Annotated in this window: 28 protein-coding genes and 1 tRNA gene; 20 read left to right on the forward strand and 9 right to left on the reverse strand. The window is 66.6% G+C overall.

The window, feature by feature from the left end; all coding sequences use genetic code 11:
* Positions 1 to 163: 163 nt before the first annotated feature.
* The 13 genes from ACXAGF_RS08885 (at position 164) to ACXAGF_RS08945 (ending at position 14,526) form a co-directional block, all read left to right on the forward strand.
* On the forward strand, positions 164 to 3,418 hold the full coding sequence (locus ACXAGF_RS08885; RefSeq protein ID WP_475016213.1) for an SPOR domain-containing protein: 3,255 nt from the start codon (positions 164 to 166) through the stop codon (positions 3,416 to 3,418).
* 130 nt (positions 3,419 to 3,548) lie between these two features.
* Positions 3,549 to 4,568 carry a beta-N-acetylhexosaminidase gene (gene nagZ / locus ACXAGF_RS08890; RefSeq protein ID WP_475016214.1) on the forward strand — a complete coding sequence of 340 codons (1,020 nt, stop codon included), beginning with the start codon at positions 3,549 to 3,551 and terminating at the stop codon, positions 4,566 to 4,568.
* Between the two features lie 94 nt (positions 4,569 to 4,662).
* Complete coding sequence (locus ACXAGF_RS08895) at positions 4,663 to 5,466, forward strand: segregation and condensation protein A (RefSeq protein ID WP_475019239.1); 804 nt, start codon at positions 4,663 to 4,665, stop codon at positions 5,464 to 5,466.
* 19 nt (positions 5,467 to 5,485) lie between these two features.
* The gene (gene scpB, locus ACXAGF_RS08900) at positions 5,486 to 6,178 is read left to right on the forward strand and encodes an SMC-Scp complex subunit ScpB (protein ID WP_475019240.1); all 693 of its coding nucleotides are present in this window, start codon (positions 5,486 to 5,488) and stop codon (positions 6,176 to 6,178) included.
* A 102-nt stretch (positions 6,179 to 6,280) separates the two neighbouring features.
* Complete coding sequence (locus ACXAGF_RS08905; RefSeq protein WP_475016216.1) at positions 6,281 to 7,384, forward strand: ABC transporter ATP-binding protein; 1,104 nt, start codon at positions 6,281 to 6,283, stop codon at positions 7,382 to 7,384.
* 41 nt (positions 7,385 to 7,425) lie between these two features.
* Positions 7,426 to 7,617, forward strand: a complete 192-nt coding sequence (locus ACXAGF_RS08910; RefSeq protein WP_475016217.1) for a twin-arginine translocase TatA/TatE family subunit — start codon at positions 7,426 to 7,428, stop codon at positions 7,615 to 7,617.
* A 46-nt stretch (positions 7,618 to 7,663) separates the two neighbouring features.
* Positions 7,664 to 8,362: a Sec-independent protein translocase protein TatB gene (tatB, locus tag ACXAGF_RS08915; protein ID WP_475016218.1), complete on the forward strand. Its 699-nt coding sequence runs from the start codon at positions 7,664 to 7,666 to the stop codon at positions 8,360 to 8,362.
* A complete protein-coding gene (gene tatC / locus ACXAGF_RS08920) occupies positions 8,359 to 9,201 on the forward strand; it encodes a twin-arginine translocase subunit TatC (protein WP_475016220.1) in 843 nt (280 codons plus the stop codon). Before tatB ends, tatC begins: the two co-directional genes overlap by 4 nt.
* Positions 9,202 to 9,261: 60 nt before the next feature.
* A complete protein-coding gene (serS, locus tag ACXAGF_RS08925; RefSeq protein WP_475016223.1) occupies positions 9,262 to 10,545 on the forward strand; it encodes a serine--tRNA ligase in 1,284 nt (427 codons plus the stop codon).
* Between the two features lie 16 nt (positions 10,546 to 10,561).
* Positions 10,562 to 11,317: a 5'/3'-nucleotidase SurE gene (gene surE / locus ACXAGF_RS08930; RefSeq protein WP_475016224.1), complete on the forward strand. Its 756-nt coding sequence runs from the start codon at positions 10,562 to 10,564 to the stop codon at positions 11,315 to 11,317.
* 14 nt (positions 11,318 to 11,331) lie between these two features.
* Positions 11,332 to 11,988: a protein-L-isoaspartate(D-aspartate) O-methyltransferase gene (locus ACXAGF_RS08935; protein ID WP_475016226.1), complete on the forward strand. Its 657-nt coding sequence runs from the start codon at positions 11,332 to 11,334 to the stop codon at positions 11,986 to 11,988.
* 305 nt (positions 11,989 to 12,293) lie between these two features.
* Positions 12,294 to 12,890: a biotin biosynthesis protein BioC gene (locus ACXAGF_RS08940; protein WP_475016229.1), complete on the forward strand. Its 597-nt coding sequence runs from the start codon at positions 12,294 to 12,296 to the stop codon at positions 12,888 to 12,890.
* Positions 12,891 to 13,053: 163 nt separating this feature from the next.
* Positions 13,054 to 14,526 (forward strand): peptidoglycan DD-metalloendopeptidase family protein, encoded by a 1,473-nt coding sequence (locus ACXAGF_RS08945; RefSeq protein ID WP_475016231.1) that lies wholly within the window; start codon positions 13,054 to 13,056, stop codon positions 14,524 to 14,526.
* Between the two features lie 61 nt (positions 14,527 to 14,587).
* On the opposite strand, the gene ACXAGF_RS08950 is transcribed toward ACXAGF_RS08945, so the two are convergent.
* On the reverse strand, positions 14,588 to 14,890 hold the full coding sequence (locus ACXAGF_RS08950) for a hypothetical protein (protein WP_475016233.1): 303 nt from the start codon (positions 14,888 to 14,890) through the stop codon (positions 14,588 to 14,590).
* Between the two features lie 236 nt (positions 14,891 to 15,126).
* On the opposite strand from ACXAGF_RS08950, the gene ACXAGF_RS08955 reads away from it, so the two are divergent.
* The 6 genes from ACXAGF_RS08955 to ACXAGF_RS08980 all read left to right on the forward strand — a co-directional run bounded on the left by ACXAGF_RS08955 (position 15,127) and on the right by ACXAGF_RS08980 (position 19,194).
* Entirely contained in the window at positions 15,127 to 15,363 is a 237-nt protein-coding gene (locus ACXAGF_RS08955; RefSeq protein ID WP_192245016.1) for an Lrp/AsnC ligand binding domain-containing protein, read from the forward strand.
* 72 nt (positions 15,364 to 15,435) lie between these two features.
* Positions 15,436 to 16,428 carry an RluA family pseudouridine synthase gene (locus ACXAGF_RS08960; protein WP_475016236.1) on the forward strand — a complete coding sequence of 331 codons (993 nt, stop codon included), beginning with the start codon at positions 15,436 to 15,438 and terminating at the stop codon, positions 16,426 to 16,428.
* The gene (locus tag ACXAGF_RS08965) at positions 16,428 to 17,093 is read left to right on the forward strand and encodes an HAD-IA family hydrolase (protein ID WP_475016239.1); all 666 of its coding nucleotides are present in this window, start codon (positions 16,428 to 16,430) and stop codon (positions 17,091 to 17,093) included. The genes ACXAGF_RS08960 and ACXAGF_RS08965 overlap by 1 nt, the downstream gene beginning before the upstream one ends.
* A complete protein-coding gene (locus ACXAGF_RS08970) occupies positions 17,086 to 17,874 on the forward strand; it encodes an ATP12 family chaperone protein (RefSeq protein ID WP_475016241.1) in 789 nt (262 codons plus the stop codon). Before ACXAGF_RS08965 ends, ACXAGF_RS08970 begins: the two co-directional genes overlap by 8 nt.
* A gap of 125 nt (positions 17,875 to 17,999) precedes the next feature.
* Positions 18,000 to 18,674: a hypothetical protein gene (locus ACXAGF_RS08975; RefSeq protein ID WP_475016243.1), complete on the forward strand. Its 675-nt coding sequence runs from the start codon at positions 18,000 to 18,002 to the stop codon at positions 18,672 to 18,674.
* 127 nt (positions 18,675 to 18,801) lie between these two features.
* Positions 18,802 to 19,194, forward strand: coding sequence for a DoxX family protein (locus tag ACXAGF_RS08980; protein WP_475016245.1), 393 nt, complete (start codon positions 18,802 to 18,804; stop codon positions 19,192 to 19,194).
* A 6-nt stretch (positions 19,195 to 19,200) separates the two neighbouring features.
* Here ACXAGF_RS08980 and sugE read toward each other — a convergent pair whose 3' ends face one another.
* The 7 genes from sugE to lipB all read right to left on the reverse strand — a co-directional run bounded on the left by sugE (position 19,201) and on the right by lipB (position 24,074).
* Positions 19,201 to 19,515 (reverse strand): quaternary ammonium compound efflux SMR transporter SugE, encoded by a 315-nt coding sequence (gene sugE / locus ACXAGF_RS08985; protein ID WP_475016247.1) that lies wholly within the window; start codon positions 19,513 to 19,515, stop codon positions 19,201 to 19,203.
* Between the two features lie 154 nt (positions 19,516 to 19,669).
* On the reverse strand, positions 19,670 to 20,503 hold the full coding sequence (gene fghA, locus ACXAGF_RS08990; RefSeq protein ID WP_475016249.1) for an S-formylglutathione hydrolase: 834 nt from the start codon (positions 20,501 to 20,503) through the stop codon (positions 19,670 to 19,672).
* A gap of 100 nt (positions 20,504 to 20,603) precedes the next feature.
* Entirely contained in the window at positions 20,604 to 21,062 is a 459-nt protein-coding gene (locus ACXAGF_RS08995) for a YaiI/YqxD family protein (RefSeq protein ID WP_475019241.1), read from the reverse strand.
* A gap of 28 nt (positions 21,063 to 21,090) precedes the next feature.
* Entirely contained in the window at positions 21,091 to 21,561 is a 471-nt protein-coding gene (locus tag ACXAGF_RS09000) for a GNAT family N-acetyltransferase (protein WP_475016252.1), read from the reverse strand.
* Positions 21,561 to 22,688, reverse strand: coding sequence for an S-(hydroxymethyl)glutathione dehydrogenase/class III alcohol dehydrogenase (locus tag ACXAGF_RS09005; protein ID WP_475016254.1), 1,128 nt, complete (start codon positions 22,686 to 22,688; stop codon positions 21,561 to 21,563). The genes ACXAGF_RS09000 and ACXAGF_RS09005 overlap by 1 nt, the downstream gene beginning before the upstream one ends.
* Before the next feature lie 87 nt (positions 22,689 to 22,775).
* Positions 22,776 to 23,189, reverse strand: coding sequence for a helix-turn-helix domain-containing protein (locus tag ACXAGF_RS09010; protein WP_475016257.1), 414 nt, complete (start codon positions 23,187 to 23,189; stop codon positions 22,776 to 22,778).
* A gap of 168 nt (positions 23,190 to 23,357) precedes the next feature.
* A complete protein-coding gene (gene lipB, locus ACXAGF_RS09015; protein WP_475016258.1) occupies positions 23,358 to 24,074 on the reverse strand; it encodes a lipoyl(octanoyl) transferase LipB in 717 nt (238 codons plus the stop codon).
* Positions 24,075 to 24,268: 194 nt separating this feature from the next.
* Here lipB and ACXAGF_RS09020 point away from each other — a divergent pair.
* Positions 24,269 to 24,353 (forward strand) — tRNA-Leu (locus ACXAGF_RS09020).
* 145 nt (positions 24,354 to 24,498) lie between these two features.
* On the opposite strand, the gene ACXAGF_RS09025 is transcribed toward ACXAGF_RS09020, so the two are convergent.
* Positions 24,499 to 24,996 carry a peptide deformylase gene (locus ACXAGF_RS09025; protein ID WP_475016262.1) on the reverse strand — a complete coding sequence of 166 codons (498 nt, stop codon included), beginning with the start codon at positions 24,994 to 24,996 and terminating at the stop codon, positions 24,499 to 24,501.
* Positions 24,997 to 25,107: the final 111 nt, after the last annotated feature.

The raw sequence follows: 25,107 nt of genomic DNA on the forward strand, positions 1-25,107 counted from the left end.
GAGCAGAATGGCAGACAAGAATCTTGCGCGAAGCGGGGCAGCCGATGCCGACCTCCTGTCGGACGACGATCCGTTGGCGGAACTCGCACGCATTGTCGGCTACGAGCCACGCAATGTTCCGACAGCTGCCCGGCCGGTGCCGCCGGAGCCGCTCCGTGATCCGGTGATCGATCTCGAGGACGAATTGTTGCGCGAGTTCGCGCAGTACGATGCACCCGCACTGGATCCGGTCGATCATGTCGCCGCCAGCGAGATCGCGCCGGCCTCCGCCCTTGACGAAGATGTCTTGCCGCACGGTCGCGATCCGTTCCAGCCGGCTGCGGAACCGGTCGCCGATGGAACGGCTTCGCAGGAACCGGAAGTGCCGGCCGCGTTTGCCCTGGAACCGGATTGGAACGCGCCATCCCAGCCGGGCCACGCTGCCGCGGCCGCGGCCGATCACTTTGATCCGGGCCGGGTGGAGCAATCCTCCGCAATGGCGGACGATACCCGATCACCTGCAGGCGAGCAGCCGTCGAGCGCCGAAGCGCTGCCGGCGATGGACGCGCCGGAGGCGCTTCCGACGGAACCCGTGTTCCTCGGACTGCAACCCGCGGAATTTGCTGTTTCCGCCCCGGAGTCTGCCTCGCTCGATCTGGACCTTGATCGCGAGCTCGAGCTTTCGCTCGGCGAGACTTTGACCGAGGCGACGGAAGGGCCGCTCGTCGAGGCGGCGCTGCCGACGGTCGCGACGCCATCTGCATCCGCTCCTGACCTGTCTTTCGACGCCGACGCTGCCGGTCTTGCCATAGCTGATACCGGCAATGCGCATGCCGGGGAACATCAGGAATCGCTGATCGAGACCTTGCCTCGGGTCGAGCTTCCGCCCGGTGGCGCGGCTGAGCTTGCCTGGCCGTCTGCCTTCGATGAGCCGGTACCGGTGACGCGGTCGCTGGGCGAGGGTGGGCACTTCGAAGCGGCCGGACTGCCTGCCGAGGTTGCCTCCGTGATGTTCTCGCAGGACGAGCGTCAGGCGGCCGACCCGGATAGCACCGGGACCGAGGCCACCGCGTTCCAGCCGACAGCGACCTATGACGTGGCGCCGGCCGAGCCTTCCTCAGACGGCTTCGACCTCGACGAACTGTTGGCCGAGGTCGAACGCTATCCCGTGCCCGAGCCGCGCCCGCAGGTCCAGCCGTCGGTCGAGCCGATGCCGGAGCCGATGGCGGCGGTGCTGCCGGCAGCGGTCGTCGAACCGGCCCAGGCGCCGCGCACGCGGCCGGGATCGCTGGACGGTTTCTCCAGCGTCAAGTTCGGCCGGGCCACCCCGGTTGCCCCCGATCGGCAGAAGGAGCCGGTCGTGCCGGCCATCGCGGCGCAGGACCGGATCGAGCCGGCGATGTCGGTTCAAGCCGATCTGCCGGCAGAGCCGGCGGCCGCGATCGTGCCCGCCACGACTGCCACGTCCGCCCCGATCCCCGAACAGCCTGCGGCGCCGGAGGCTGACGACGCCGTTTCGGATGTCGAGGATGCCTTCGCCAACTTCGAGCTCGATCTGTCCGACATCGAGCTCGACCCCACCGAACTGAAGATCGAGCCGACCGAAGCGGAGGCGCCCGTTGCGCCGCCGCCCGCACCGGTGTTCACCCAGCCCGCAGCCGTGGAGGCCGCGGCCTCCCAGCCGGTAGCGGTGGAGTCTGCGGGCTCGCGGGCGGCTTCGCAACCGGTCGTTCCCGCAGCCGAACCCGCGCCGCGCGTGGCCGAGCCGGCGTTCGCGGCGGAGCCTGTTGCAGCTTCTGCGCAGGCGCCGGAGCCCGAGGAGTTCGACGTCGCGCTGCCTTTCGACCCATCGCTGATCGCCGAGACCGACGTCAGTGTCGCGCCGGTCGCGGAGCTGGACGTTCCGCAGTTCCCGGTCGCCGACAAGGAGAAGGTGGCGGATCAGCAGCCGGAGTATGACTTCGACATCGATGCGGAGATGGCGCAACTTTTCACGCGCCCTGTCGCTGGCTACGCACGCAGCGATCGCAGCGACGGACCGGCCGAGGCCTCCGGATCGACGGATGCGCCGGGCGAGGCAGACGAATTCGACAAGGCTCTGGAAGAGGATCTGCGCCGCTCTCTGTCCCAGTCCGAGCGTCACGCGATACCGCTCGATGCCCAGCAGGCTGATGACGATTATGTCGGCGATGGCTACGATGAGCCGTCGCGGCGTGGCCGGACGCTGAAATTCGCCGCCGCGGCGGCCGTGCTGGTCGCGCTCGGAGGCGCTGGCGCCTATGCCTTCTTGTCGGGCGCCGGGTCCGATGGCGCGGGAGCGGGCGAACCGCGCGTTATCCTGGCAGACAAGGATCCGGTCAAGATCGTGCCCGAGCAGCGGGGCGGCAAGACGGTGCCCAACCAGGACAAGGCGGTCTACGATCGCGTGGCCGGGGCCAACGACGTCGTGCCCCAGCAGGAGCAACTGGTCACCGCCACCGAAGAGCCGGTTGATGTCGTCCAGCGCACGCTGACGCCCGAGTCTCTGCCCTTCGAGGCGCCGGAGGACGAGGCGCCCGCCATCGATGCGGCAAGCGCCGGGCAGGCCGATGACCGCCTTCTGCCGGGGGTCGACGACGACCCGGCAGTGGAAACGTCGGTGGCGGACAACCAGGCGCCGGTCGTCTCGGCCCGCAAGGTCCGCACCATGATCGTCAAGCCCGATGGAACGCTGGTCGCGCGCGAGGATCCGGTCGTCGAGCCGGAGAGCGCCATGGCGTCACCTGCAAGCAGCTCCGAGGCGAACAGCGATGCCGGCGTCGATGGGGCTGCGCCCGCGCTCGCCGCACCGACAGACACCGCTGGCGAGGCCAATGTCGCGCTGCGTTCCGCAACGGCCGACACCGCCGCGTCCGAACCGGACGACGGGTCGGCCGCGCTGAAGGAGGTCGCCGACGCGTCGGTCGAGCAACTCGCCCCCGTGCGCCCGGTGAAGACCACCGCGGTGGACGCTGAGGCGTCCGAGGCGGCCACCGACGTGGCGAGCGCCGCTGCCCCGACCGGCACCCCCGTTCCCGTGACCCGTCCGGTGGACCAGCCGGTGGACGTGGTTGGTACGGTCACCGAGCGCGGCCGCGTCGCCGACACGGCGCCGACCGAGACTGCGGCCTTGGCGCAGCCGGCGGCGGAGCAGGCGCCAGCCGCCGTGGCCAATCCGGGCGGCTATGTCATCCAGATCGCGTCGCTGCCGTCGGAGGCCGATGCGCAGAAGTCCTACAGCAACCTGTCCAGCCGGTTTTCCAGCGTCATTGGCGGCCGCGGCGTGGATATCCAGCGGGCGGACATTCCCAACAAGGGAACCTATTATCGCGTGCGCATCCCTGCCGGTTCGCGTGAGGAGGCCAACGCGCTCTGCGCTCAGTACAAGAGCGCCGGTGGCAGCTGCCTCGTGACAAAGTAGGTCCTCGCCGGATCGAATGAGCGAATGGCGCGGCGGAAGCCGCGCCATTTGCCGTTTCGAGGGCTGATAATGCTGAGAAAGTGGCGCCTGCACTCTCGCCTTTCCGTCGCAGCGCCGTATGATTCGTCGCATGAGCGAATCGAAATCATTCATTTCCGGTTGCAAGGGCCTCGCCCTGACCGATGACGAGAAGGCCTTCTTCAGGGACGAACGTCCCTGGGGCTTCATCCTGTTCGGCCGCAACATCGGCGAGCCGGCGCAGGTCGCCGATCTGACGGCGGCGCTGCGCGACACTGTCGGAGGCGATGAGCGCATCCCGGTGCTGATCGATCAGGAAGGCGGGCGGGTGCAGCGGATCAGGCCGCCGCACGTGCCGCAGTATCCCAACGCCGCGGCGCTGGGGGCGATTTACCGGCTGGATCCGGAAAAGGGCTTGCGCTCCGCCTGGCTGATGTCGCGGCTGTTCGCCTTCGATCTGTCGCGCCTCGGCGTCAATGTCGACTGCCTTCCGGTGCTGGACGTCGCCGTGCCGGGCGTTCACGACGTCATTGGCAACCGCGCCTACGGCCAGGAGCCGGAGATCGTCTCGGCGATGGGCCGGGCGGCGTCGGATGGGCTGAAGGCGGGCGGGCTGCTGCCGGTCATGAAGCATATGCCGGGCCACGGGCGCACGATGGTCGATTCCCACCATGACCTGCCCGTCGTGAACGCCGTGCGCGCCGAACTGGAAGCCGTCGATTTCGTTCCGTTCCGGCGCATGAAGGACGAGTTGATGGCGATGTCCGCGCACATCGTCTTCACCGATATCGATCGGGACAATCCGGCGACCACCTCGCCGAAGGTTGTCAGCGAGATCATTCGCGGGCACATCGGCTTCGACGGATTGTTGATGTCCGACGACGTTTCGATGAATGCGTTGCGCGGCGATATCGCAACCCGTGCGCGCGGCATTGTCGCCGCCGGCCTCGATTTGGTCTTGCATTGCCACGGCATCATGGAGGAAATGATCGCTGTTGCAGAGAATGTGCCGCCGCTTGAGGGCGAGAGCCTGAGGCGGGCGAACGAGGCCATCGCCGGCTTGCCGCCGGCCGATGGCGCCGACGAGCAGGCCCTGCGGGAAGAGTTCAACGCGCTGATCGCCATAGCCTGAGGGAGAGGCGGTCGGCGGCAATTGCGCTTCAGGAGTAGCGGTGTACGGATCGCGGACAAGGCCGTCGAAAACCCAGGGATCGGACAGCGCGCCGATGGAGGACCTGTGGCAGGCCGAGGGCGAACGGACGCTGCACGAGGAGGGCCTCGTCGTCGACATCGCCGGTTTCGAGGGACCGCTCGACCTGCTGCTGCATCTTGCCCGCACCCAGAAGGTCGACCTGGCGCGCATCTCCGTGCTGGCGCTGGCCGAGCAGTATCTCGCCTTCGTCGACCGCGCCCAGCGCATCCGCATCGAGCTGGCGGCCGACTACCTGGTGATGGCGGCCTGGCTCGCCTATCTGAAGTCGCGCCTGCTGCTGCCGCAGCAGCCGAAGGACGACGGTCCCTCCGGTGAGGAACTGGCGGCGACGCTTGCTTTCCGGCTGAAGCGGCTGGAGGCGATCCGCGACGCCGCCACCCGGTTGATCAACCGCAATCGCCTCGGCCGCGACTTCTTTGCCCGTGGTGCACCGGAGCACATTCCGACACAGCGCCGCTCCGCCTTCGATGCCTCGCTCTACGACCTTCTCAGCGCCTACGCGGCGCTGCGGCAGCGTCAGTCCGTCACCCAGGTGACAATCGAAAAACGCAATGTCTGGGCACTGTCAGACGCCCGCGAGATCCTGCACCGGCTGGTCGGGGAGGTGGAAGAGTGGACCGCGCTTGACCATTTTCTGCTGCGCTACCTGGCCGATCCCGCCGAGCGCCGGACGGCGACGGCCAGCGCCTTTGCGGCCACGCTGGAAATGGTACGGGAGGGACACCTCGAAATGCGCCAGGACGGCGCGTTCCAGCCGATCTACCTGCGCAGCGGCAGGCCGGGAACCCGCGCGGAGGAGGACAACGACCGTGTCTGAAGCGGGCGACAGCGAAGGGGTGGTGGTGGTGGCGGACAGGGCGACCGTGGTCGACCCGCGCCGGCTGCATGAGGCGGCACGCATCGCCGAGGCGCTGGTCTTCGCCTCCGCCGGACCGGTCGCCGAAAGCTACATTGCCGATCGCCTTCCGACCGGCGTCGACGTCGGTCACGTCATGCGCGAGTTGCGGGCGCTCTATGCCGGGCGTGGCGTTCACCTCGTGCAGGTCGGCGATCACTGGGCCTTCCGCACGGCACCGGATCTCTCTTTCGTCGTGCGCAGCGACGAGGCGGAGGTGCGCAAACTGTCGCGCGCAGCCCTCGAGGTGCTGTCGATCATCGCCTACCACCAGCCGGTGACGCGTGCCGAGATCGAGGACATCCGCGGGGTACAGACCTCGAAGGGAACGCTCGACGTGCTGTTGGAGGCCGGCTGGGTCCGTTTCCGCGGTCGGCGGCGGACGCCCGGCCGGCCGGTCACCTTCGGCACGACGAAGGACTTCCTCGATCACTTCGGACTGGAGGAACTCCGCGATCTGCCCGGACTGGACGAATTGAAGGGGGCCGGGCTGCTGTCCGGTCGCATGCCGTCGAATTTCCAGATCCCGCTGCCGCTCGACGAGGATGAACTGGCCGAGGGCGAGGATCCGATCACCCCGCAGGACCTGGAGGAGCTTGGGCTCTTGACACCGGGTGGAAAAGGTGACGAATAGCGGAAGCTTATCATTGCCCTGAATTGCCGCCGCTTTTCGGGCAGGTCGGCAAGAGGGGCGGGGGCAATCCCGGGCTCCGGCGAAGGCAGGGATTGGCAGGGAATGGCTTCAGGTTCGTCGACCTTGAACGGGAGCGAAAAGCGCACTGCTTCGGCGGTCACCTTTGCGGCCAAGCTTTCCTTCGAGGACATCCACCACAGCTACCATGGCAAGGAAACGATCCGCGGCATCTCCATGTCGGCGCAGCCGGGCGAGGTGTTGTGCCTGCTCGGCCCGTCCGGATCCGGCAAGACCACATTGCTGCGGATCGCCGCCGGCATCGAGGCCCAGGCCGGCGGGCGGGTGCTGTTGAACGACCGCGAAATCGCCGGACCGAAGGTGTTCCTGCCGCCGGAACGGCGTGGTGTCGGGCTGATGTTCCAGGACTTTGCGCTGTTTCCGCACATGTCGGTGCTGGACAATGTTCGCTTCGGGCTGACCGCCATCCCCAAGGCGGAAGCCGTGGCGGAAGCTCACCTGGCGCTCGAACGTGTCGGGCTCTCGCACTACGCCGACAAATATCCGCATGCGTTGTCGGGCGGCGAGCAGCAGCGCGTCGCGCTGGCCCGCGCCCTGGCACCGCGGCCGGCCGTGCTGCTGATGGACGAGCCGTTCTCCGGGCTCGACTCACGGCTGAAGGACTCGATCCGGGCCGATACGCTGGCGATCCTGCGCCACTCTCGGGCCACCGCTATCGTCGTCACCCATGACGCAGAGGAGGCGATGCGCATGGCCGATCGCATCGCGCTGCTGCGCGACGGCAAGCTGGTGCAGATCGGCACGGCGGAGGAACTCTACCTGCGGCCCGCCGACGTCTTCGCCGCCGGCTTCTTCTCGGAGATCAACGTCTTTCCCGGCAGCGTCCGGGGCGGCAGGGTCGAGACGCCGCTCGGAATCGTGCCGGCAGGCCCGCACGGTGACGGCACCCAAGTGCGCATCGCGGTGCGGCTCTCGGGCGTGGCGGTATCGCAATCGGAGGGGACCATTCCGGCCCGTGTGCTGTCGCGGCGGTTCCTCGGCGTTGTCGAACTGTTGGAGATGGCCGTTCCCGGAACGGATCAGCCGGTTCGCGCACGCATTCGCGCCGGTCAACTTCCCGGTGGATTGCGCGACGTGGCCGTATCGGTTAACGAGCGCGACATACTAGTGTTTGAAAAAGACGACTGAACGTCTTACATCGGGTACGGAATTCTAGAGGGAGTAGGATAATGGGTTCTTTCAGCATCTGGCATTGGCTGATCGTACTGGCGGTGGTGCTGCTGCTGTTCGGCCGTGGCAAGATTCCGGAACTGATGGGCGACGTCGCCAAGGGTATCAAGAACTTCAAGAAGGGCATGTCCGACGAGGACAATGCCGACAAGACCAAGACGGTCGAACACAAGGCCGACGAAACCAAGTAGTCGGTCGGCCGTGGCGGCCGGCCATGGCCCTTGAGGACATTCCCAGATGCTTGACGTCGGCTGGACCGAAATACTCGTCGTTGCGATCGTGCTGATCATTGTGGTGGGTCCCAAGGACCTGCCGCAGATGCTGCGGACCTTTGGGCGCATGGTGACCAAGATGCGCGGCATGGCCGGCGAGTTTCGTCAGCAGTTCGACGAGGCCCTGCGCGAGGCCGATCTCGACGACGTCCGCAAGACCATCGGCGATGCGCAGAAGCTCAATCCGATGAACGCCATCCGGGACGCGGTCAATCCGCTGCGCCAGGTGGGTGACGAGATCAAGTCCGACCTGCAGCGGGCGACGAGCACCAATCAGCCTGCCGCTTCATCCGGCGAAGCGACGCCGGCGGCGCTGGCCGAGCCTGCATCTGCGGCCGAACCTGCAACTGCGGCCGAACCTGCAACTGCGGCGCCGCCGCTGGCGGCGGCGCCGGTCGCGCCGGTGAAGGCCCGGCCGATCGAGCCGGCAACGGCTGCGCCGGAAGATCAGGCAAGTCCTGCCGTCCCGGCCGCGTCAAAAAAGACGGCCAGGGGGACGCCCAAAGCCGAGGGCGACGGTACGCCCGCGCCGAAGCGCAAGGCCGCAGCCAGGGCGAATGCGCCCGTAAAGGCCGCTGCGGCCAAGGCAGGGCCCGCTACCAAGGCGCCCGGCAAGCCGGCGGCCAGGACCACCACACGCAAGCCCAAGAAGGACGAGGCATGAGCGGCGACTACGAGGACAAGCCCCAGCCGCTGATCGAACACCTGATCGAATTGCGCCGGCGATTGATGTGGGCGGTGGGCGCCTTTTTCGTCGCGTTCCTCGTCTGCTTCTATTTTGCCAAGGGTCTGTTCAACCTGCTTGTGCTGCCGTTCAAGTGGTCGGTCGAATGGGCGGGGCTGACGCACCGAAACGTCGAACTGATCTATACGGCGCCGCAGGAGTTCTTCTTCACCCAGATCAAGGTGGCGATGTTCGGTGCGCTGGTGATCGCCTTTCCGATCATTGCGCAGCAGGTCTACAAGTTCGTCGCACCCGGCCTTTACAAGAACGAGCGCGCCGCGTTCCTGCCGTTTCTGATCGCCTCGCCGGTCCTGTTCTTGATCGGCGCCGCCTTGGTGTATTTCTTCTTCACCCCGATGGTGATGTGGTTCTTCCTGGCGATGGAGCAGGGCGGCGGCGAGGGCGAGGTTTCGATCCAGTTGCTGCCGAAGGTGTCGGAATATCTGGGCCTGATCATGACGCTGATCTTCGCCTTCGGTCTCGTCTTCCAGCTTCCGGTAGTGTCCTCCCTGCTGGTGCGCGCCGGCTTCATCGGTTCGCAGGCGCTGGTGGACAAGCGCAAGTACGCGATCGTGGCCGCCTTCGTCGCCGCCGCCATCCTCACGCCGCCCGATCCTATCTCCCAGATCGGCCTTGCGCTGCCGACCATCCTTCTCTACGAGATCTCGATCTATACGGCCCGACTCATCGAACGGCAGCGGGCGAGCGCCGCAAAGGAAACGGACTCCGAGGCGGATGCGGCTGAAGTGCCGGCTTCGCAAGAGGCCGAGAGCCGATAGCAGGCGCAAGCGGACGCTGCCGGGCGGGACGGGCAAAACCCCACGACGCCTGGAACGACGATGCTCGACATAAAATGGATCCGCGAAAATCCCGAGGCCCTGGACGCAGCGCTGGCCAAGCGTGGCGCGGAGCCGGCGTCCGCCGGCCTGATCGCCCTTGACGAGACGCGCCGCTCGATCATCCAGAAGGCGCAGGACATGCAGTCGCGCCGCAACGCCGCCTCCAAGGAGATCGGCGCGGCGATGGCGAGCAAGGACGCGGCGCTGGCCGAGCGACTCAAGGCCGAGGTCGCAGAGATCAAGACGCTCCTTCCCGCAGCCGAAGAGGAAGAGCGTCGCATCACGGCCGAACTGAACGACGCGCTGTCTCGTACCCCCAATGTCCCGCTCGAGGACGTGCCGGTCGGAGCCGACGAAACCGACAACGTCGAGAAGCACACCTGGGGCGAAAGACCGGCGTGGAACCACAAGCCGCTCGAGCACTTCGAGATCGGTGAAGCGCTCGGCTGGATGGATTTCGAGGGCGCGGCGAAGATTGCCGGTTCCCGCTTCACCATCCTGAAGGGCCAAATGGCCCGGCTCGAGCGGGCGCTCGGGCAGTTCATGCTCGACACCCACACGCAGGAGCACGGCTACATCGAGGTGCAGCCGCCGTTGCTCGTGCGGGACGACGCGATGTTCGGCACCGGGCAGCTGCCGAAATTCGGGGAGGACCTGTTCAGGACCACGGACGAGCGCTGGCTGATTCCGACGGCCGAGGTGCCGCTTACCAACCTCGTGCGCGAAGAGATCCTCGCCCAGGAAAAGCTGCCGCTGCGATTCACCGCGCTGACGCCCTGCTTCCGGTCGGAGGCCGGTTCTGCCGGACGTGACACGCGCGGGATGCTGCGCCAGCACCAGTTCATGAAGTGCGAGCTCGTTTCCATCACCGACACCGACAGCTCGATCGAGGAGCACGAGCGCATGACCGCCTGCGCCGAGGAAATCCTCAGGCGCCTCGGCCTGCACTACCGCATCGTCACGCTCTGCACCGGCGACATGGGCTTCGGCGCGCGCAAGACCTATGACATCGAGGTATGGCTGCCGGGGCAGGACACCTATCGCGAAATCTCGTCCTGCTCGGTGTGCGGCGACTTCCAGGCGCGGCGCATGAACGCGCGCTATCGCGGCAAGGACGACAAGAGCTTGAAGTTCGTTCACACGCTGAACGGGTCGGGTGTGGCCGTCGGTCGCGCCCTGATCGCGGTGCTGGAGAACTATCTCAACGAGGACGGTTCGGTCACGGTGCCGGACGTTCTGCTGCCCTACATGGGCGGGCTGAAGAAGATCGAGAAGGCAAGCTGAAAGGACTTGGGAAGCGATGCGCATCCTGCTGACCAATGACGACGGCGTCCATGCGGACGGCCTTGCGGTGCTGGAACGGATCGCCCGCACGCTGTCGGACGACGTTTGGGTCGTCGCGCCGGAAACGGACCAGAGCGGGCTTGCGCACTCGCTGACGCTGTCGGAGCCGCTGCGTCTTCGCAAGGTCGCCGACAAGCATTTCGCGCTGCGCGGCACGCCGACCGACTGTGTGATCATGGCCGCGCGCGAGATCCTGCCGGGACCGCCCGATCTCGTGTTGTCCGGGGTCAATGCCGGGGCCAACATGGCCGACGACGTCACCTATTCCGGGACGATCGCGGGTGCGATCGAGGGCACCCTGCAGGGGATCCCGTCGATGGCGCTGAGCCAGGCTTTTCGCCATGCCGACGGACATATGGTTCCCTGGGACGTGGTCGAGCGCCATGCGCCCGACCTGATCCGGCGGCTTCTGGACGTCGAGCTGCCCGACGGCACGTTCTTCAACCTGAATTTCCCCAATTGCCCCGCGGATTCGGTCCGCGGCGTCGAGGTGACCTCGCAGGGCAAGCTCGATTTCGGCATCACCATCGACGAGCGCCAGGACGGCCGCGGCTTCCCTTATTTCTGGCTGCGCTTCGGCGACCGGCACGGCGATTTCCGTGCCGGCACGGACATCCACGCGCTGCGGGAGAACGCGATTTCCGTCACCCCGCTCAAGCTGGATCTGACGGACTACGCGGTGCTTGACCGCGTTCAGCGCGCGCTCGTCTGAGGCGGAGGTGGCGATTGAACGCGGCACGGGTGGTTGAGAAGGAAGGCTTTGCAGCGCTGGCGCTGCGGCTGCGCGGCGAGGGCATCAACAATATCGATCTGCTCACCGCCGTAGAACAGACGCCGCGGACGCTGTTCGTGCCGGCGCAGTTCGCCGGCGAAGCCTATTCCAGCCGGCTGCTGCCGATCGAATGCGGCTCCTTCGTGGAAGGCGCCGACCTAGCCGTGAGACTGCTGCATCTTCTCAATCTCAAGCCCGGCCAGCGGGTGCTCGAGATCGGCACCGGCAGCGGCTTCACCGCCGCCGTCATGGGGCGTTTGACCGAGCGGGTGTTGACCGTCGACCGCTACAAAACGCTGGTCACCGGCGCGCAGCACAGCATCGAGAAGGCAGGACTTCGCAACGTTGTCGTGCGCCAGGGCGACGGCAGCCACGGCATGCCGGGCGAGGGCACCTTCGACCGTATCCTTGTCACCGCGGCCTTTCCGGCCATGCCGCGGCAATTCGTCGATCAGCTTGTCTCCGGTGGCATGCTGCTTGCGCCGGTGATGGTCAGCGATACCGAATGCCGGATGCTGCGGCTGTCCAAGACCGGCAGCCGCTTCGATCGCGAGGACCTGTTCCCGGTTCCGTACCTGCCGATCGTGCCACACCAGGCCCAGGCCCTCTGACGTCGGGATGCCGAAACTGACGTTACGGAAGGTGGAGCGAGTCGGTCGCGCCGCGGCCTGCGCGATCCGGGCACTGCCTTCCAACAGGTATTGCTGAAATGCGAACCGATATGGACGGCACTAGAAAACCACAAGAAAACAATATGTTGACAAGCCACGGCGCGCCGGGTCGAGTGCGTTAACCATTCGTTAATCAACGCAAGCCTCGCGCAAGTTTCACCCCATAAGCCCGTGACAGACGACGGCCTAACGTCGTGCGCATGGATGCCCTGACAGGGGCTCACTCGGTGCCAATGGAGTTGAACATGCAGATCTCGGACAGCGTTGCCGGTCGGGCGACAGGGGACAGCATTGCCAATCTCGCCGCCCGGGCCGCCGGTCGAAGCAGCGAAGAGCCGGTCGATGGCGGCAGGCAGCCGGCGTTCAGGGCCGGTTCCTACGATCCGTCCGAGCAGGTATCCCTGTCCGTCGACGCGCTGTTCGTCCTGAGCGCCTCGCGCAACGACAGCCAGCTGCCGGCCCTGACCGAGGACGAGCGCAACAACATCGTCTCGCCGGAGCTGGAACAGCGCGAATACGTTGCTTTCCGACGGTTTCGAGACCAGGGCGACATGAAGGGCTACTACCGCGCCTATGTCGCGTATTTCGACAACCTGCAGCCGCAGGACCAGGCGAGCCCGCGCTATGCTGGCAGCCGCGAGGTGGCCGTTTCCGCGCTCCGCTCGCTGGCCTATGCCGAAAAGGCGGCGGACGAGGGCGCCGAGGTGCCGGCAGTGATCGACGCCATCCTTGCGAGCGGCAACACGATTCGCCGCGACATGCCGCAGATGGCGCCGGCCGCTGCCGCCGTCAGCGGCGCCCGCGTCTCCCGGGCCGCTTCCATGTATCTGGGCAGCTTCTGACCCGACGCCCGGCCGCACCCTGGTTTGACAGGGTGTTGCGGTCCGTGATGGTTATCAAGTCCTCAAGAATCCGATTTGGCGAGCGCTGCCTTAACCGGGCAGTAACTCTAACGCGCTTTAATCATTACACAGCAATGGTTGTGTTTCGATTGGGTTGTCAGACATGCGTAAGAGTGTATCGCCGAGTATTGGAAAGACCGCGCCCCGGCTTCTCGTGGCGGTATTGCTGGCCAGCGTCGCCAGCGGTTGCAGTTCCGACGCCACGCGCTTCGGCGGGCTGTTCTCCTCATCCGACGACATTACGACCAACTCGATCCCGCGGAGCACGGTGTTCGGCGGCGCCGCCGTCCCTCAAGGGGATATCAATGGCGCCGGCCAGGGCATGGCGATGAACCGGGCGCAGACGTCGTATCCGATGTCGGCCTCGGTGGATGCTGGTTCGAGCGCGCGGATGGCGACCACGCCGGTGAGCGTGCAGCGCACGGCTCTGGCCGAACCGGCCCCGGTCGCAAGCTCCGCCGAGCGCGAGGTGGCGATGGCGCAGCCGGTGCCGGCAGTGCGCAAGCCCGAGTCCACGGCAAAGGCAGAAAGCGGCAAGGCCGGCAATGGCTGGTCGACGGCGAATGCGCCGGTGGTGATGATGCGCCCGGGCGAAAGCGTGAAAACGCTGTCCAGCCGCTACGGCGTGCCGGAGAAGGAGATCCTCAAGGCCAACGGCATGAAGACTGCGGCCGAGGCCGAGCCTGGCCAGAAGATCACTATCCCGGTGTTCGGCACCACCCCGAGCGCTGCCAGGGCTTCGATCGATACAGCGCTCAATCGCGACAACAGGCAGCCGTTGCCGGAGAACCAGGCGGGCGAGGAGGTGGCGATCCTGCCGGGCTCTTCCAAGAGCCGCGACAAGAGCTCCGGCGATGCCGGAAAGGTGACCGCCGGCGGAGAAGGCAAGGCCGGGGGCGGATACGAGGTGCAGCCGGGCGATTCGCTGACGAAGATTGCGGCCAGGAACGGTGTTTCCGTCGATGCGCTCAAGCGGGCAAACGGTCTGTCTGCTGCCTCGATCCGCGTAGGCCAGAAGCTCGTGATCCCGTCGCCCTCCTCGACTGACGCCACGATGACCGCATCGCTGCCCGAACCGAAAAAGACGGTCGAGCCGGTGGAGAAGAAGGTCGAGGCCTATGCGCCGGTGGCCAAGACGGAGACGGTAGCCGAGGTCGAGACCAAGACCGACGTCACCGCCGAGGCGCCGGAATCGACCGGAATCGGCAAGTTCCGCTGGCCGGTGCGCGGCGCCGTGATCGCCGGCTACGGCGCCAATGTCGAGGGCAGCCGCAACGAGGGTATCGACATTTCGGTGCCGGAAGGAACGCCGATCAAGGCGGCCGAGAACGGGGTCGTCATCTATTCCGGCAGCAGCCTGAAGGAACTCGGCAATGCAGTGCTCGTCCGCCATGACGACGGCACCGTAACGGTCTATGGCCATGCGTCGAGCCTCAACGTTCAGCGCGGCCAGAAGGTGCAGCGCGGGCAGACGCTGGCAGCCTCCGGCATGAGCGGCAGTGCCACCCGTCCCAAGCTGCACTTCGAGGTTCGCAAGAATGCCTCGCCCGTCAACCCGATGACGTTCCTGGAATAGGTTGCCGTGAAGGCAGGCGAGGCGGCGGTCGCCGTCGATGCCCGACCTGTCTTGCGGTGAACTAAAGCTTGTCCTGTTCCTCGACGGTGACGGTCTCGGCCGTGCCGTCGTTTTCGGCGTAGGCGCGATCGACCATCTCCACGGTCGCTTCCGGCTGCGCCCGTGTCGTCAGCAGCGCGACGGCGAGCGCCGGCGGCAGGACCAGGCCGAGATAGGCTTTCTGCAGGGCGTCGCCGTTGACCCTGGCAACTTTGTGCCAGACCTCGAGTTTCTCCTCGAACAGCGTGGACGTGCGCGTCTTGGCCTTGTGGGCCTCCGCAGCGTAGGCGGCAGTGCTGGGGGATACGGTAACGATCTGTGTCATCGATAATCTGTCGTTTCGTCGGCGCGATGGGTCATTTTAGCGCCGGGGCCTTTCGGACCTGCGAATTATGACGATGGCATTTTAGAAAAATCTTACAGAAGCGGGGGTGGGGAGCGACGCCGTAGCAAATCCGCCGCACGCTCTTGCGTCGGGTGGGTGAACTCCGCCATAAAGCCGGCAGGGCGCCCCGGAGCGGGGCGGGTATCAATGGCCGCGGCATGCGGCGGGGTGGTCCGATGAAACCGATTTTCGTGCAACTGCAGTGCGCCCCCGGCAAGACCTACGAAGTGGCCGATGCGCTCTATGCGACCGAGTTGATCTCCGAACTCTATTCCACGAGCGGCGACTACGATCTGCTCTTGAAGGTCTATGTCGAGAGCGAGGAAGACATCGGCAAGTTCATCAACGACAATATCGCCGTCATTCCCGGCATTGTCCGCTCGCTGACGACGCTGACCTTCCGGGCCTTCTGACCCGTCGGTTCCCGAAACTTCCCCTTTGCCGGAACATGCGCTAAAGCACGGCGCAACGAAAGAAGGGCGAAGATGGCAGGCATCGAACACAGGCAGGTGGACCAGGACGAGGCGGGCATGCGGCTCGACCGGTGGTTCAAGGTCCACTATCCCGGGCTCGGCTTCGGGCAGTTGCAGAAGCTGCTGCGCTCGGGGCAGGTCCGCGTGGACGGCGGCCGCGCCAAGACCGATACCCGCGTGCAACCGGGGCAGATGGTGCGCATCCCGCCGATGGGCGTGGACGCAAAGGATACGCGCTCCGGCCCGATCGGCGGCCGGGACCTGAAGCATTCGCCCGATGGCGAGCTTTTGTCGCGCATGCTGCTGCACGAGGACGACAAGGTGTTCGTGCTGAACAAGCCGGCCGGCATTGCCGTGCAGGGCGGCTCGGGCGTCACCCGCCACATCGACAAGATGCTGGAGGCCTGGACGAGCCAGAAGGGCGAGAAGCCGCGCCTGGTCCATCGCCTCGACCGCGACACCTCCGGCGTGCTCGTCGTCGCCCGGACGCGCGGTGCGGCGCAGAAGCTGACGGCGGCGTTCCGCGAGCGCGACACCAAGAAGACCTATTGGGCGATCGTGAAGGGCGTGCCGCGCAAGCGCGAGGACCGGATCTCGACCTGGCTGGTGAAGGAGCAGACGGCCGACGGCGACCGGATGCGCATTGCCAAGCACGGCGAGGACGGCGCCGATCACGCCGTCTCCTACTACCGTGTCGTCGAACAGGCGGGGCAGAACTTCTGCTGGCTGGAGATGGAGCCCTACACCGGCCGGACACACCAGTTGCGCGTTCACGCCGCCCATCTCGGCCATCCGATTCTCGGCGACCCGAAATATTTCGATGCGGACATCAACTGGACCTTTCCGGGCGGCATACAGAACCGGCTGCACCTGCATGCGCGCCACATCGACATTCCCCACCCCGCCGGCGGGCGCCTGCGCGTGACCGCGCCGCTGCCGCCGCACATGGTGCAGACCTGGAATGTCTTTGGTTTTGACCAGAACGCCGCCGACGAGGCTGAGTGATGCGGCTCGTCCTTTTCGACTGTGACGGAACGCTCGTCGACAGCGCGACGCTGATCCACGAGGTCATGGCGCGCACCTTCCACGACTTCGGTCTCGAGCGGCCGGCGCTCGCCGCCACCAAGGGCATCATCGGCCTGACACTGGACATTGCCATCGCCCGGCTGCAGGGCAAGCCGCACGTGGACGACCAGGCGCTCGCGATGACCGGCCACTACAAGAAGATTTTCATGGGCGTTCGGGCGGAGCCGGGCTTCCAGGAGCCGCTGTTTCCCGGCATCGAGACGCTGATCCGACGGCTGGAGCGCGAGGACGCGCTGCTGCTCGGCGCGGTCACCGGCAAGTCGCGGCGCGGCCTCGATTCGATCCGTGCCACCCACGGCTTCGAGCGTACCTTCTTCGTCTCGCGCACCGCCGACGATTGCCCGTCCAAGCCGCACCCGGCCATGGTCGCAGAATGTTGCGCCGAATCGGGCGTCGATCCGGCGCGCACCGTTGTCATCGGCGACGCGATTTACGATATGCAGATGGCGAAGGCGGCCGGCGCGCAAGCGGTCGGCGTCGCTTGGGGCTATGCCAGCGTTCCCGAGCTTGTCGAGGCGGGAGCCGACCACATTCTAAGGGAGCCGGCCGAACTGCTTGAGTGGCTGGAGTTATCCGATGCGTGACATCCTCACAGACCTGTCCGACGCCATGAGCGATCCCGATCCGGTGCGCCGGGCGCAGATCCAGATGAAGCGGCCGCTGCCAAAGCGGTTCTACAAGGAGGTCTCGATCGCAGAGACCGACGACGGCCATACCGTGCTGCTCGACGGGCGGCCCGTGCGCACGCCGGCGAGGCGGGCGCTCGCCGTCGGCTCACCGGCGCTGGCCGATCGGCTGAAGCAGGAGTGGCAGGCGCAGGCCGAGGTGATCGATCCGGCGAAGATGCCGGTGACGCGGCTCGTCAACACCGCGCTCGACGGGGTCGCCGACCAACGCGCGGCGGTCATGGACGAGATCGTCCGTTTCGCCGGGACCGATATGATCTGCTATCGCGCCGACAGCCCGGAACGCCTGGTGCAGTGGCAGTGCGAGGGTTGGGACCCGGTGCTCGACTGGGCCGCCGACGCCCTCGGGGCGCGCTTCATCCTGGCTGAGGGCGTCATCCACCAGGAACAGCCGCAGCCGGCGATGGCCGCGTTTGCCGCCGCCCTGGAAAGGTTCGGCTCGCCGCTGGAATTGGCCGCCCTGCATACGATCACCACGCTCACCGGTTCTGCCATTTTGGCACTGGCGTTCGCCTATGGCCGCCTTGACGCGGCGACGGTCTGGAAGCTGGCCCATCTCGATGAGGACTGGCAGATCGAGCAATGGGGCACCGACGAGGAGGCGTTCCATCGCCGCGAACTGCGTCGGGCCGAGTTCGAGGTGGCGGCAGACGTGTTGGCGGCGCTGGCTGCGCGCTGACGGCGCGAAGCCGACCAGTGCGGCGCAACTGCCCATTGCGCGCGTTGGCCCGGTCGTGCAAAGCGGAATCCATGAGGGGACTGATTCGCCGAGGGCGGAGTCCCGGGCTATGGGTTCGACTAGATATGCTGATCTCTCTTCTTCGCGCGCCGCTGGCAGCGCTTGCGGTGCTCGCCCTGACGGCTGCGGCCGGGGCGGAGACGCTCAAGGACATTCGTAGCGTCACCGTCTCCGCCGATGCGACCGTTCCGCCGTCGGTCGCGAAGCTGGCCAGCCAGCAACTGAAGCAGGCGGTGCGCTCGACGCGCCGTCCGGTGCGGCTACCCAGGGTAACCATGGACGTTCGGATTTTGAAGGCGGTCCGAGGCGTGGGCGCCGAGGTCGGCCGCAACTCGGCCGAGGTGACGGTCCTGCTGAAGGACAGCACCGGCTCGACGGTGGCGAGCGAAGGGTTCCGTATCAACAGCTTCCAACCCGGCGCAAAGGCCGGCGACCGGGCGCTGGCCACCGCCATCGCCAAGCGCCTGGCGATCGCCTACCAGCTCGCCCCGGTCAAGCCCGCGGCGGCCGGCAAGCGCAAGTCCGGCCAGCGCACGGCGAAGGCGCACTCGACCGCGATCGCCGCGCACGGGCCGAACCGGCCCGAAGACAAGGTCGAAGAGCCGGTCATCATTCCGAGCGAGGCGGCGCTGACGGTGCGGCCGCGTGTGCGCAAGCCCCAGGTCGCGACCGGGGCCGAGACCCGGTCGCGCGGCGCGGTCACGCCGTGCGTGGCGACGCAGTACATCAGCTGCAACTAGGCAGAGAAATCCGTTCGGTTCCGGCATCCCCCGCCGGCATCTTGACTGTCGAGTAGGCGGGGTCAGAATCCGGCTTGCGAGCGGTTCTGACCGGAAGCCGCTCGATCGTTGTCGCTGGAGCCCGGACATGTCGCTTGCCGAACGCCTGACCCCCTATGAACCCCATGCGCTGGCCGCGCTCCGGATCATGACGGCCCTGCAGTTCATCGAGCATGGAACGCAGAAGCTCTTCAACTTCCCGCCGGCGGATCCGCCGTTCGGCGACCTGATGAACCTGATCGGCGTGGCCGGGCTGCTCGAGGCGATCGGCGGTGCGCTGATCCTTCTCGGGCTGTTCACCCGGCCGACCGCCTTCGTTCTCTGCGGCTTCATGGCAGTCGCCTATTTCATGGCACACATGCCCGTCGATTTCTGGCCGGTGAACAATCGCGGCGACGCCGCGATCTCGTTCTGCTTCATCTTCCTCTACCTGTTCTTCGCCGGACCGGGTGCGTTTTCGCTCGACAACCGGCGGGGCTGAGGATGCTCAGGCGGCGAACTTCAGGCCCATGATACCGGTGACGATCAGGGCGATGCAGCCGAGCCGCAGCGCCGTCACCGGCTCGGCGAACAGGACGATCCCGAGAATTTCGGTGCCGACCGTGCCGATCCCGGTCCAGACGGCATAGGCGGTGCCCATCGGCAGGTTGCGCACGGCAAGGCCAAGCAGCACGATGCTGACGAGCATCGCCGCCGAGGTCAGCGCTGTGGGGAGGGGCCTTGTGAAGCCGTCGGTATATTTCAGGCCGATCGCCCAGCCGATCTCGAAGAGGCCGGCCAGCACGAGCAAAATCCAGGACATGTCCTGCTCCATCATCAAGGAGCGGGGCCGTCCCCGCATTCGTCACCGCACGAAGAGTGTGGCAGCAGCCGTCTGCTGCCGCCTATATCGCCATCCGGGCATCGAAAGGCAAGAGCCGCCGGCGCAACCCAGTCATGCGCCGGCGCCATGGTTTTCAGCCGAGCCGCTCGGCGTGCCACTTCAAGTGGTCGTCCATGAAGGTGGAAATGAAATAGTAGGAGTGGTCATAGCGCTCGTGCATACGCAGCGTGAGGCCGATATCCGTCCCCTTGATCGCGTCCTCGAACAGCCACGGGCGGAGGCCGCTGTCGAGAAAACCATCGGCCTTGCCCTGGTCGATCAGGAATTCCGGGAAGCGCGCCCCGTCCGCCACCAGCGCGCAGGCGTCGTATTCGCGCCAGGCCGCCTGGTCCGCACCGAGGTACTTCTCGAAGGCGGGCGCCGACCAGTCGGCGGTGGACGGCGACACGATCGGGGCGAAGGCGGAGCAGCTGCGGAAGCGGTCCGGGTTCTTCAGCGCGATCGTCATGGCGCCGTGGCCGCCCATCGAATGGCCGAAGATGCCCTGGCGGGTCATGTCCATGCGGAAGTGCTGGCTGACGAAGGCCGGCAGTTCCTCGGTGATGTAGGTGTACATCTGGAAGTTCTCGGCCCACGGCTTCTCCGTCGCATCGAGGTAGAAGCCGGCGCCCTTGCCCATCTGCCAGCTGGTCAGCTCGTCCGGCACGTCGTTGCCGCGCGGGCTGGTGTCGGGGCAGACGATGATCAGGCCCAGTTCCGCGGCCATGCGGCGATACTCGCCCTTCTCCATCGCATTGGCATGGGTGCAGGTCAGTCCCGACAGGTACCAGAGCACGGGGCAGGGCTCGCTGATGGCCTTTGGCGGGACGAAGACGGCAAAGGTCATCTCGCACTTGCAGGCAAGCGAATCGTGGGCGAAGACACCCTGCATGCCGCCGAAGGCCTGGTTCTGGGATAGCACTTTCATGGCAACTCCATCGGGTTAGTGCCGCACGGCGCCGACGTTGTCGTTTGGCGACCTGCGCATGGCACGGCGTTGAAAGGGAAACTTTTGCCCGCCGCGGGGGTCACGGGCGGCTCCCGGCGGATGGCTTCGCCCGCCGGCAGAGCCGTTCCAGCGTTTCCAGGAAGGTCGACCGGTCGCGCGGCGAGAAGGCGGCATTGTAGCCCTTGCTCTCGCCGGTTTCGCGCAGATGCGCGCCGAGGTCGCGCATGGCGGTCGCCATGCCGATGTTGGCCTTGTCGAACAGGCGGCCGCCGGGACCCGTCACCAGCGCGTCCTTGGCGACGCAGCGGCCGGCGAGCGGGACGTCCGCCGTCACCACGATGTCGCCCGCCTGCACGTGCTCGACGATCCAGTCGTCGGCGGCGTCGAAACTGCCGGGGACGATGACATTGCGCACCATCGGGTCGCGCGACGGCCGCAGGCCCGAGTTGGCGACGAACACCACCTCGAGGCCGTGGCGCTCGGCGACCTTCTGCACTTCGGCCTTGACGGGACAGGCATCGGCGTCGACGTAAATCATCTGCATCAGTTCCTCGATCGCGCCCGGCTCAGGCCGTCGCCGCGGCCAGCGGGCGCAGCATGTCGACGTGCGCAATGCCGTCCTCGAAATATTCCTTCGACGTCGCCGCGAAGCCGTGCGAGCGGTAGAAGCTCTGCAGGTGGCTCTGCGCCGAGAGCGCGACCGGCTCGCCGGGGTAGAGGCGCTGGCAGGCGGCGATCGCCTCGCGCATCAAAGCGTCCCCGAGGCGCCGGCCGCGATGGGCGGACGACACCGCCACGCGGCCGATCCGCGGGGGCTTGTCCGGCGCCGGCCGCCAGAGCCGCGCGCAGGCGAGCAACGCGGTGCCATCGAGCAGGCGAAGGTGCAGGGCGTCGATGTCGTTGCCGTCGAGCTCGGGATAGGGACAGGCCTGTTCGACGACGAAGACGTCGACGCGCAGTTTCAGCATGGCATAGAGGTCCCGTGCGGAGAAGGCATCCATTCCCCGCACGTCGACCCGGTAGTCGAGCGACGACATCAGTAGAGCACGACGCTTCGGATCGACTGGCCCTGGTGCATCAGCTCGAACCCTTTGTTGATGTCCTCGAGCGGCATGGTGTGGGTGATCATCGGGTCGATCTCGATCTTGCCCTCCATGTACCAGTCGACGATCTTCGGGACGTCGGTGCGGCCGCGCGCGCCGCCGAAGGCGGTGCCCATCCAGGTCCGGCCGGTGACGAGCTGGAACGGACGGGTCGAGATCTCCTGGCCGGCGCCGGCAACGCCGATGATGACCGACTTGCCCCAGCCGCGGTGGCTGGCCTCGAGCGCCTGGCGCATGACCTTGGTGTTGCCGGTGCAGTCGAAGGTGTAGTCGGCGCCGCCGATCTGGTCGGCACCGCGCTTGGTCATGTTGACGAGGTAGGGGACGAGGTCCTCGCCGATCTCCGAAGGGTTGACGAAGTGGGTCATGCCGAACTTCTCGCCCCAGACCTTCTTGTCGTTGTTCAGGTCGACGCCGATGATCATGTCGGCCCCGGCAAGGCGCAGGCCCTGGATGACGTTGAGGCCGATGCCGCCGAGGCCGAAGACGACGGCGGTGGCGCCGATCTCGACCTGGGCGGTATTGATCACCGCGCCGATGCCGGTGGTGACGCCGCAGCCGATGTAGCAGATCTTGTCGAAGGGCGCGTCCGGGTTGACCTTGGCGACGGCGATCTCCGGCAGGACGGTGTAGTTGGCGAAGGTCGAGCACCCCATGTAGTGATGGATCTTGTCCTTGCCGATCGAGAAGCGCGAGGTGCCGTCCGGCATGACGCCCTGACCCTGGGTGGCGCGGATCGCGGTGCAGAGGTTTGTCTTGCGCGACAGGCAGGACGGGCAGGAGCGGCATTCCGGCGTGTAGAGCGGGATGACATGGTCGCCCTTCCTGACCGAGGTGACGCCCGGGCCGACGTCGACGACGACGCCAGCGCCCTCATGGCCGAGGATCGCCGGGAACAGGCCTTCTGGATCGGCGCCCGAAAGCGTGAAATCGTCGGTATGGCAGATGCCGGTGGCCTTGACCTCGACCAGCACCTCGCCGGCCCTCGGGCCTTCGAGCTGCACCGTCATGACCTCAAGCGGCTTGCCGGCCTGGATAGCGACGGCTGCGCGTACGTCCATGATTATTCTCCCTGAATATGTCGTTCGTCCGTGGAATCTTGGCCCGGACCATCGCAGAGCGGGCACGGTTACTCAAGTGCGCCCGGACTATTCCTTGCAGCTTTGGGGGGAGAGCTGCAGGATCGCTGCTTCCAGCGCCGCGATCGCCTCGCCGGTCTGGGCATGGAGGGCCCGAAGCTGGCGCAGTTGCACCTCCAGCGGGTGCATCGCCGGTTCTTCGACGGCGTCGGCTTCCGGCGGGGCCTCGCCGATGCCGGCCATCAGCCAGGACGGTGCAACGCCCAGCACGCCGGCCAGCATGAACAGCGAATGCGGTCCAGGCTCGGCGTGGTCCCGTTCCCAGTCGCTGACCGTCTCAAGGGGAATGCCGAGACGCTCGGCCAGCGCCTCGAGCGACATGTCGAGAGCATCGCGTGCTCGCCAGATGCGACCGCCAAGCGTGTCGCCGTCGTTGCGGCGGGTCGGAAAGGCTATTGTGTTGTCGTCACCGGAATCTGCCATTGCGGGCTCCATTCTTCCGCCGTCGAGAGTAGTCGGTGGATACGGGGCTTGGCTGCTCCAATTGCGCCGCAAACAGATGCGCGGCGCGGCAGGCACGGCGATCGGAGCGCCGGCAGGGGGCGCCTCGGCCTCGCCGCCGATCGAGATGTCGCGGGCCGGAGCGCCGGGCTACCGCTCGGATCGCACGGGGCCGAAGACCTGCTCGAAGGCGTCCTTCAGCCGAACGTCGACGTCGCTCATCATCACCGGCAGGCCGAGGTCGACGAGACTGGTCACGCCGTAGCCGCGGATGCCGCAGGGAACGATGCCGTTGAAATGGTCGAGGTCGGGGTCGACGTTGAGCGCCAGGCCATGGAAGCTCACCCAGCGCCGAAGACGGATGCCGATCGCGGCGATCTTGTCCTCCGCCGGCGAGCCGTCGGGCAGGGGCGGCCGGTCCGGGCGTCGTACCCAGACGCCGACCCGGTCCTCGCGCCGCTCGCCCTTGACGTTCATCTGCGCCAGCGTGCCGATGACGACGTCTTCCAGCGCGGCGACGAAGGCGCGCACGTCCTGGCGGCGGCGCTTGAGATCGAGCATGACGTAGACGACGCGCTGGCCCGGGCCGTGATAGGTGTATTCGCCGCCGCGCCCGGTCTGGAATACCGGAAAGCGATCGGGCTCGACCAGGTCGGCGCCGTCGGCGCTGGTGCCGGCGGTGTAGAGCGGCGGATGCTCGACCAGCCAGACGAGCTCGTCGGCCTCGCCGGCGGCGATCGCCGCCGCCTCGCGTTCCATCGTTGCCACCGCCGCGTCATAGGCGGTGAGTCCCGGCTCGATCCGCCAGCGGACCGGTGGCGAGCCCGGCGGGGCGAGCATCGTCTTCTCAAGTTCGGCGCGTTGCATGGCTTGTCCTTCTGGGCGTCGTTTCTGCCAATATAGGCGGTCTGCCGCAAGGATTTCAGGGCGGAATCCGGCTGTTCACAGGGCCTGTTGAAATTGTTGCTCGTCCCGCAAGATTTCTGTCGTGATGGCCTTGTGCACCCAAAAGGCTTTTGCTACATGCAGCCCCGCTGGAGCAATTCGGCACCTACCACGATGCGGTCGTGGCGGAATTGGTAGACGCGCAGCGTTGAGGTCGCTGTGGGGCAACCCGTGGAAGTTCGAGTCTTCTCGACCGCACCATCTAGCTTAGTAAGCTATTGTTTTTCCTTGATTGTTAGCCATTGATGAGCCGGGCCGCGAGGCCCCGCCGCAGCGTCGTGCCGCGTTCGTCACAGGCTGGTCGACCTCGGCAATCCCGGGTGCGCCCGGAACGGCGTGAGGCCGCTCAAGAGCCTTGAAGCTTGCGGTATCTCTTGATGATTCGCTCCCGCTTCAGCCGCGACAGACGGTCGATCCAGAAGATTCCGTCGAGCTGGTCGATTTCGTGCTGCAGGCATACCGCCAGCAGCCCGGCCGCTTCCTCCACGCGCCACTCGCCGCCAAGGTCCTGGTAACGGACCCTGATCGCTGACGGGCGCTCGACGTCATCGGTCACCCCGGGCATCGACACGCTGCCTTCGGTATGGCGGCCGCCTTGTGGCGAGGTCCATTCGACCTGCGGGTTTACATAGATGCGAGTCGATGCCGGCCCGTCGAGCTCGATAACGACGAGCCGGAGCAGTTCGCCGACATGGGCCGCGGTGATGCCGATACCCGGCGCCGCCCGCATCGTGTCGGTGAGGTCGGCGGCGAGTGCGGCCAGCGAGACGTCGAACTGTGTTACCGTCCGGCAGGGCATCCGCAGGCGTTCGTCCGGGAACCGGACAAGGGGGCGCATCGTCATTTGTCTGTCCTCGCATGCAGCGTTTCCACGGCATTAGCGGTTTGGCGCGAAGTTGAGAAGGACCGGCCCCCGGCGCTGACGGGCCGGGCGCCGTGCCGGTGCCCCGCACCG

The sequence above is a fragment of the Mycoplana sp. ABR4_002 genome, from assembly GCF_056159645.1.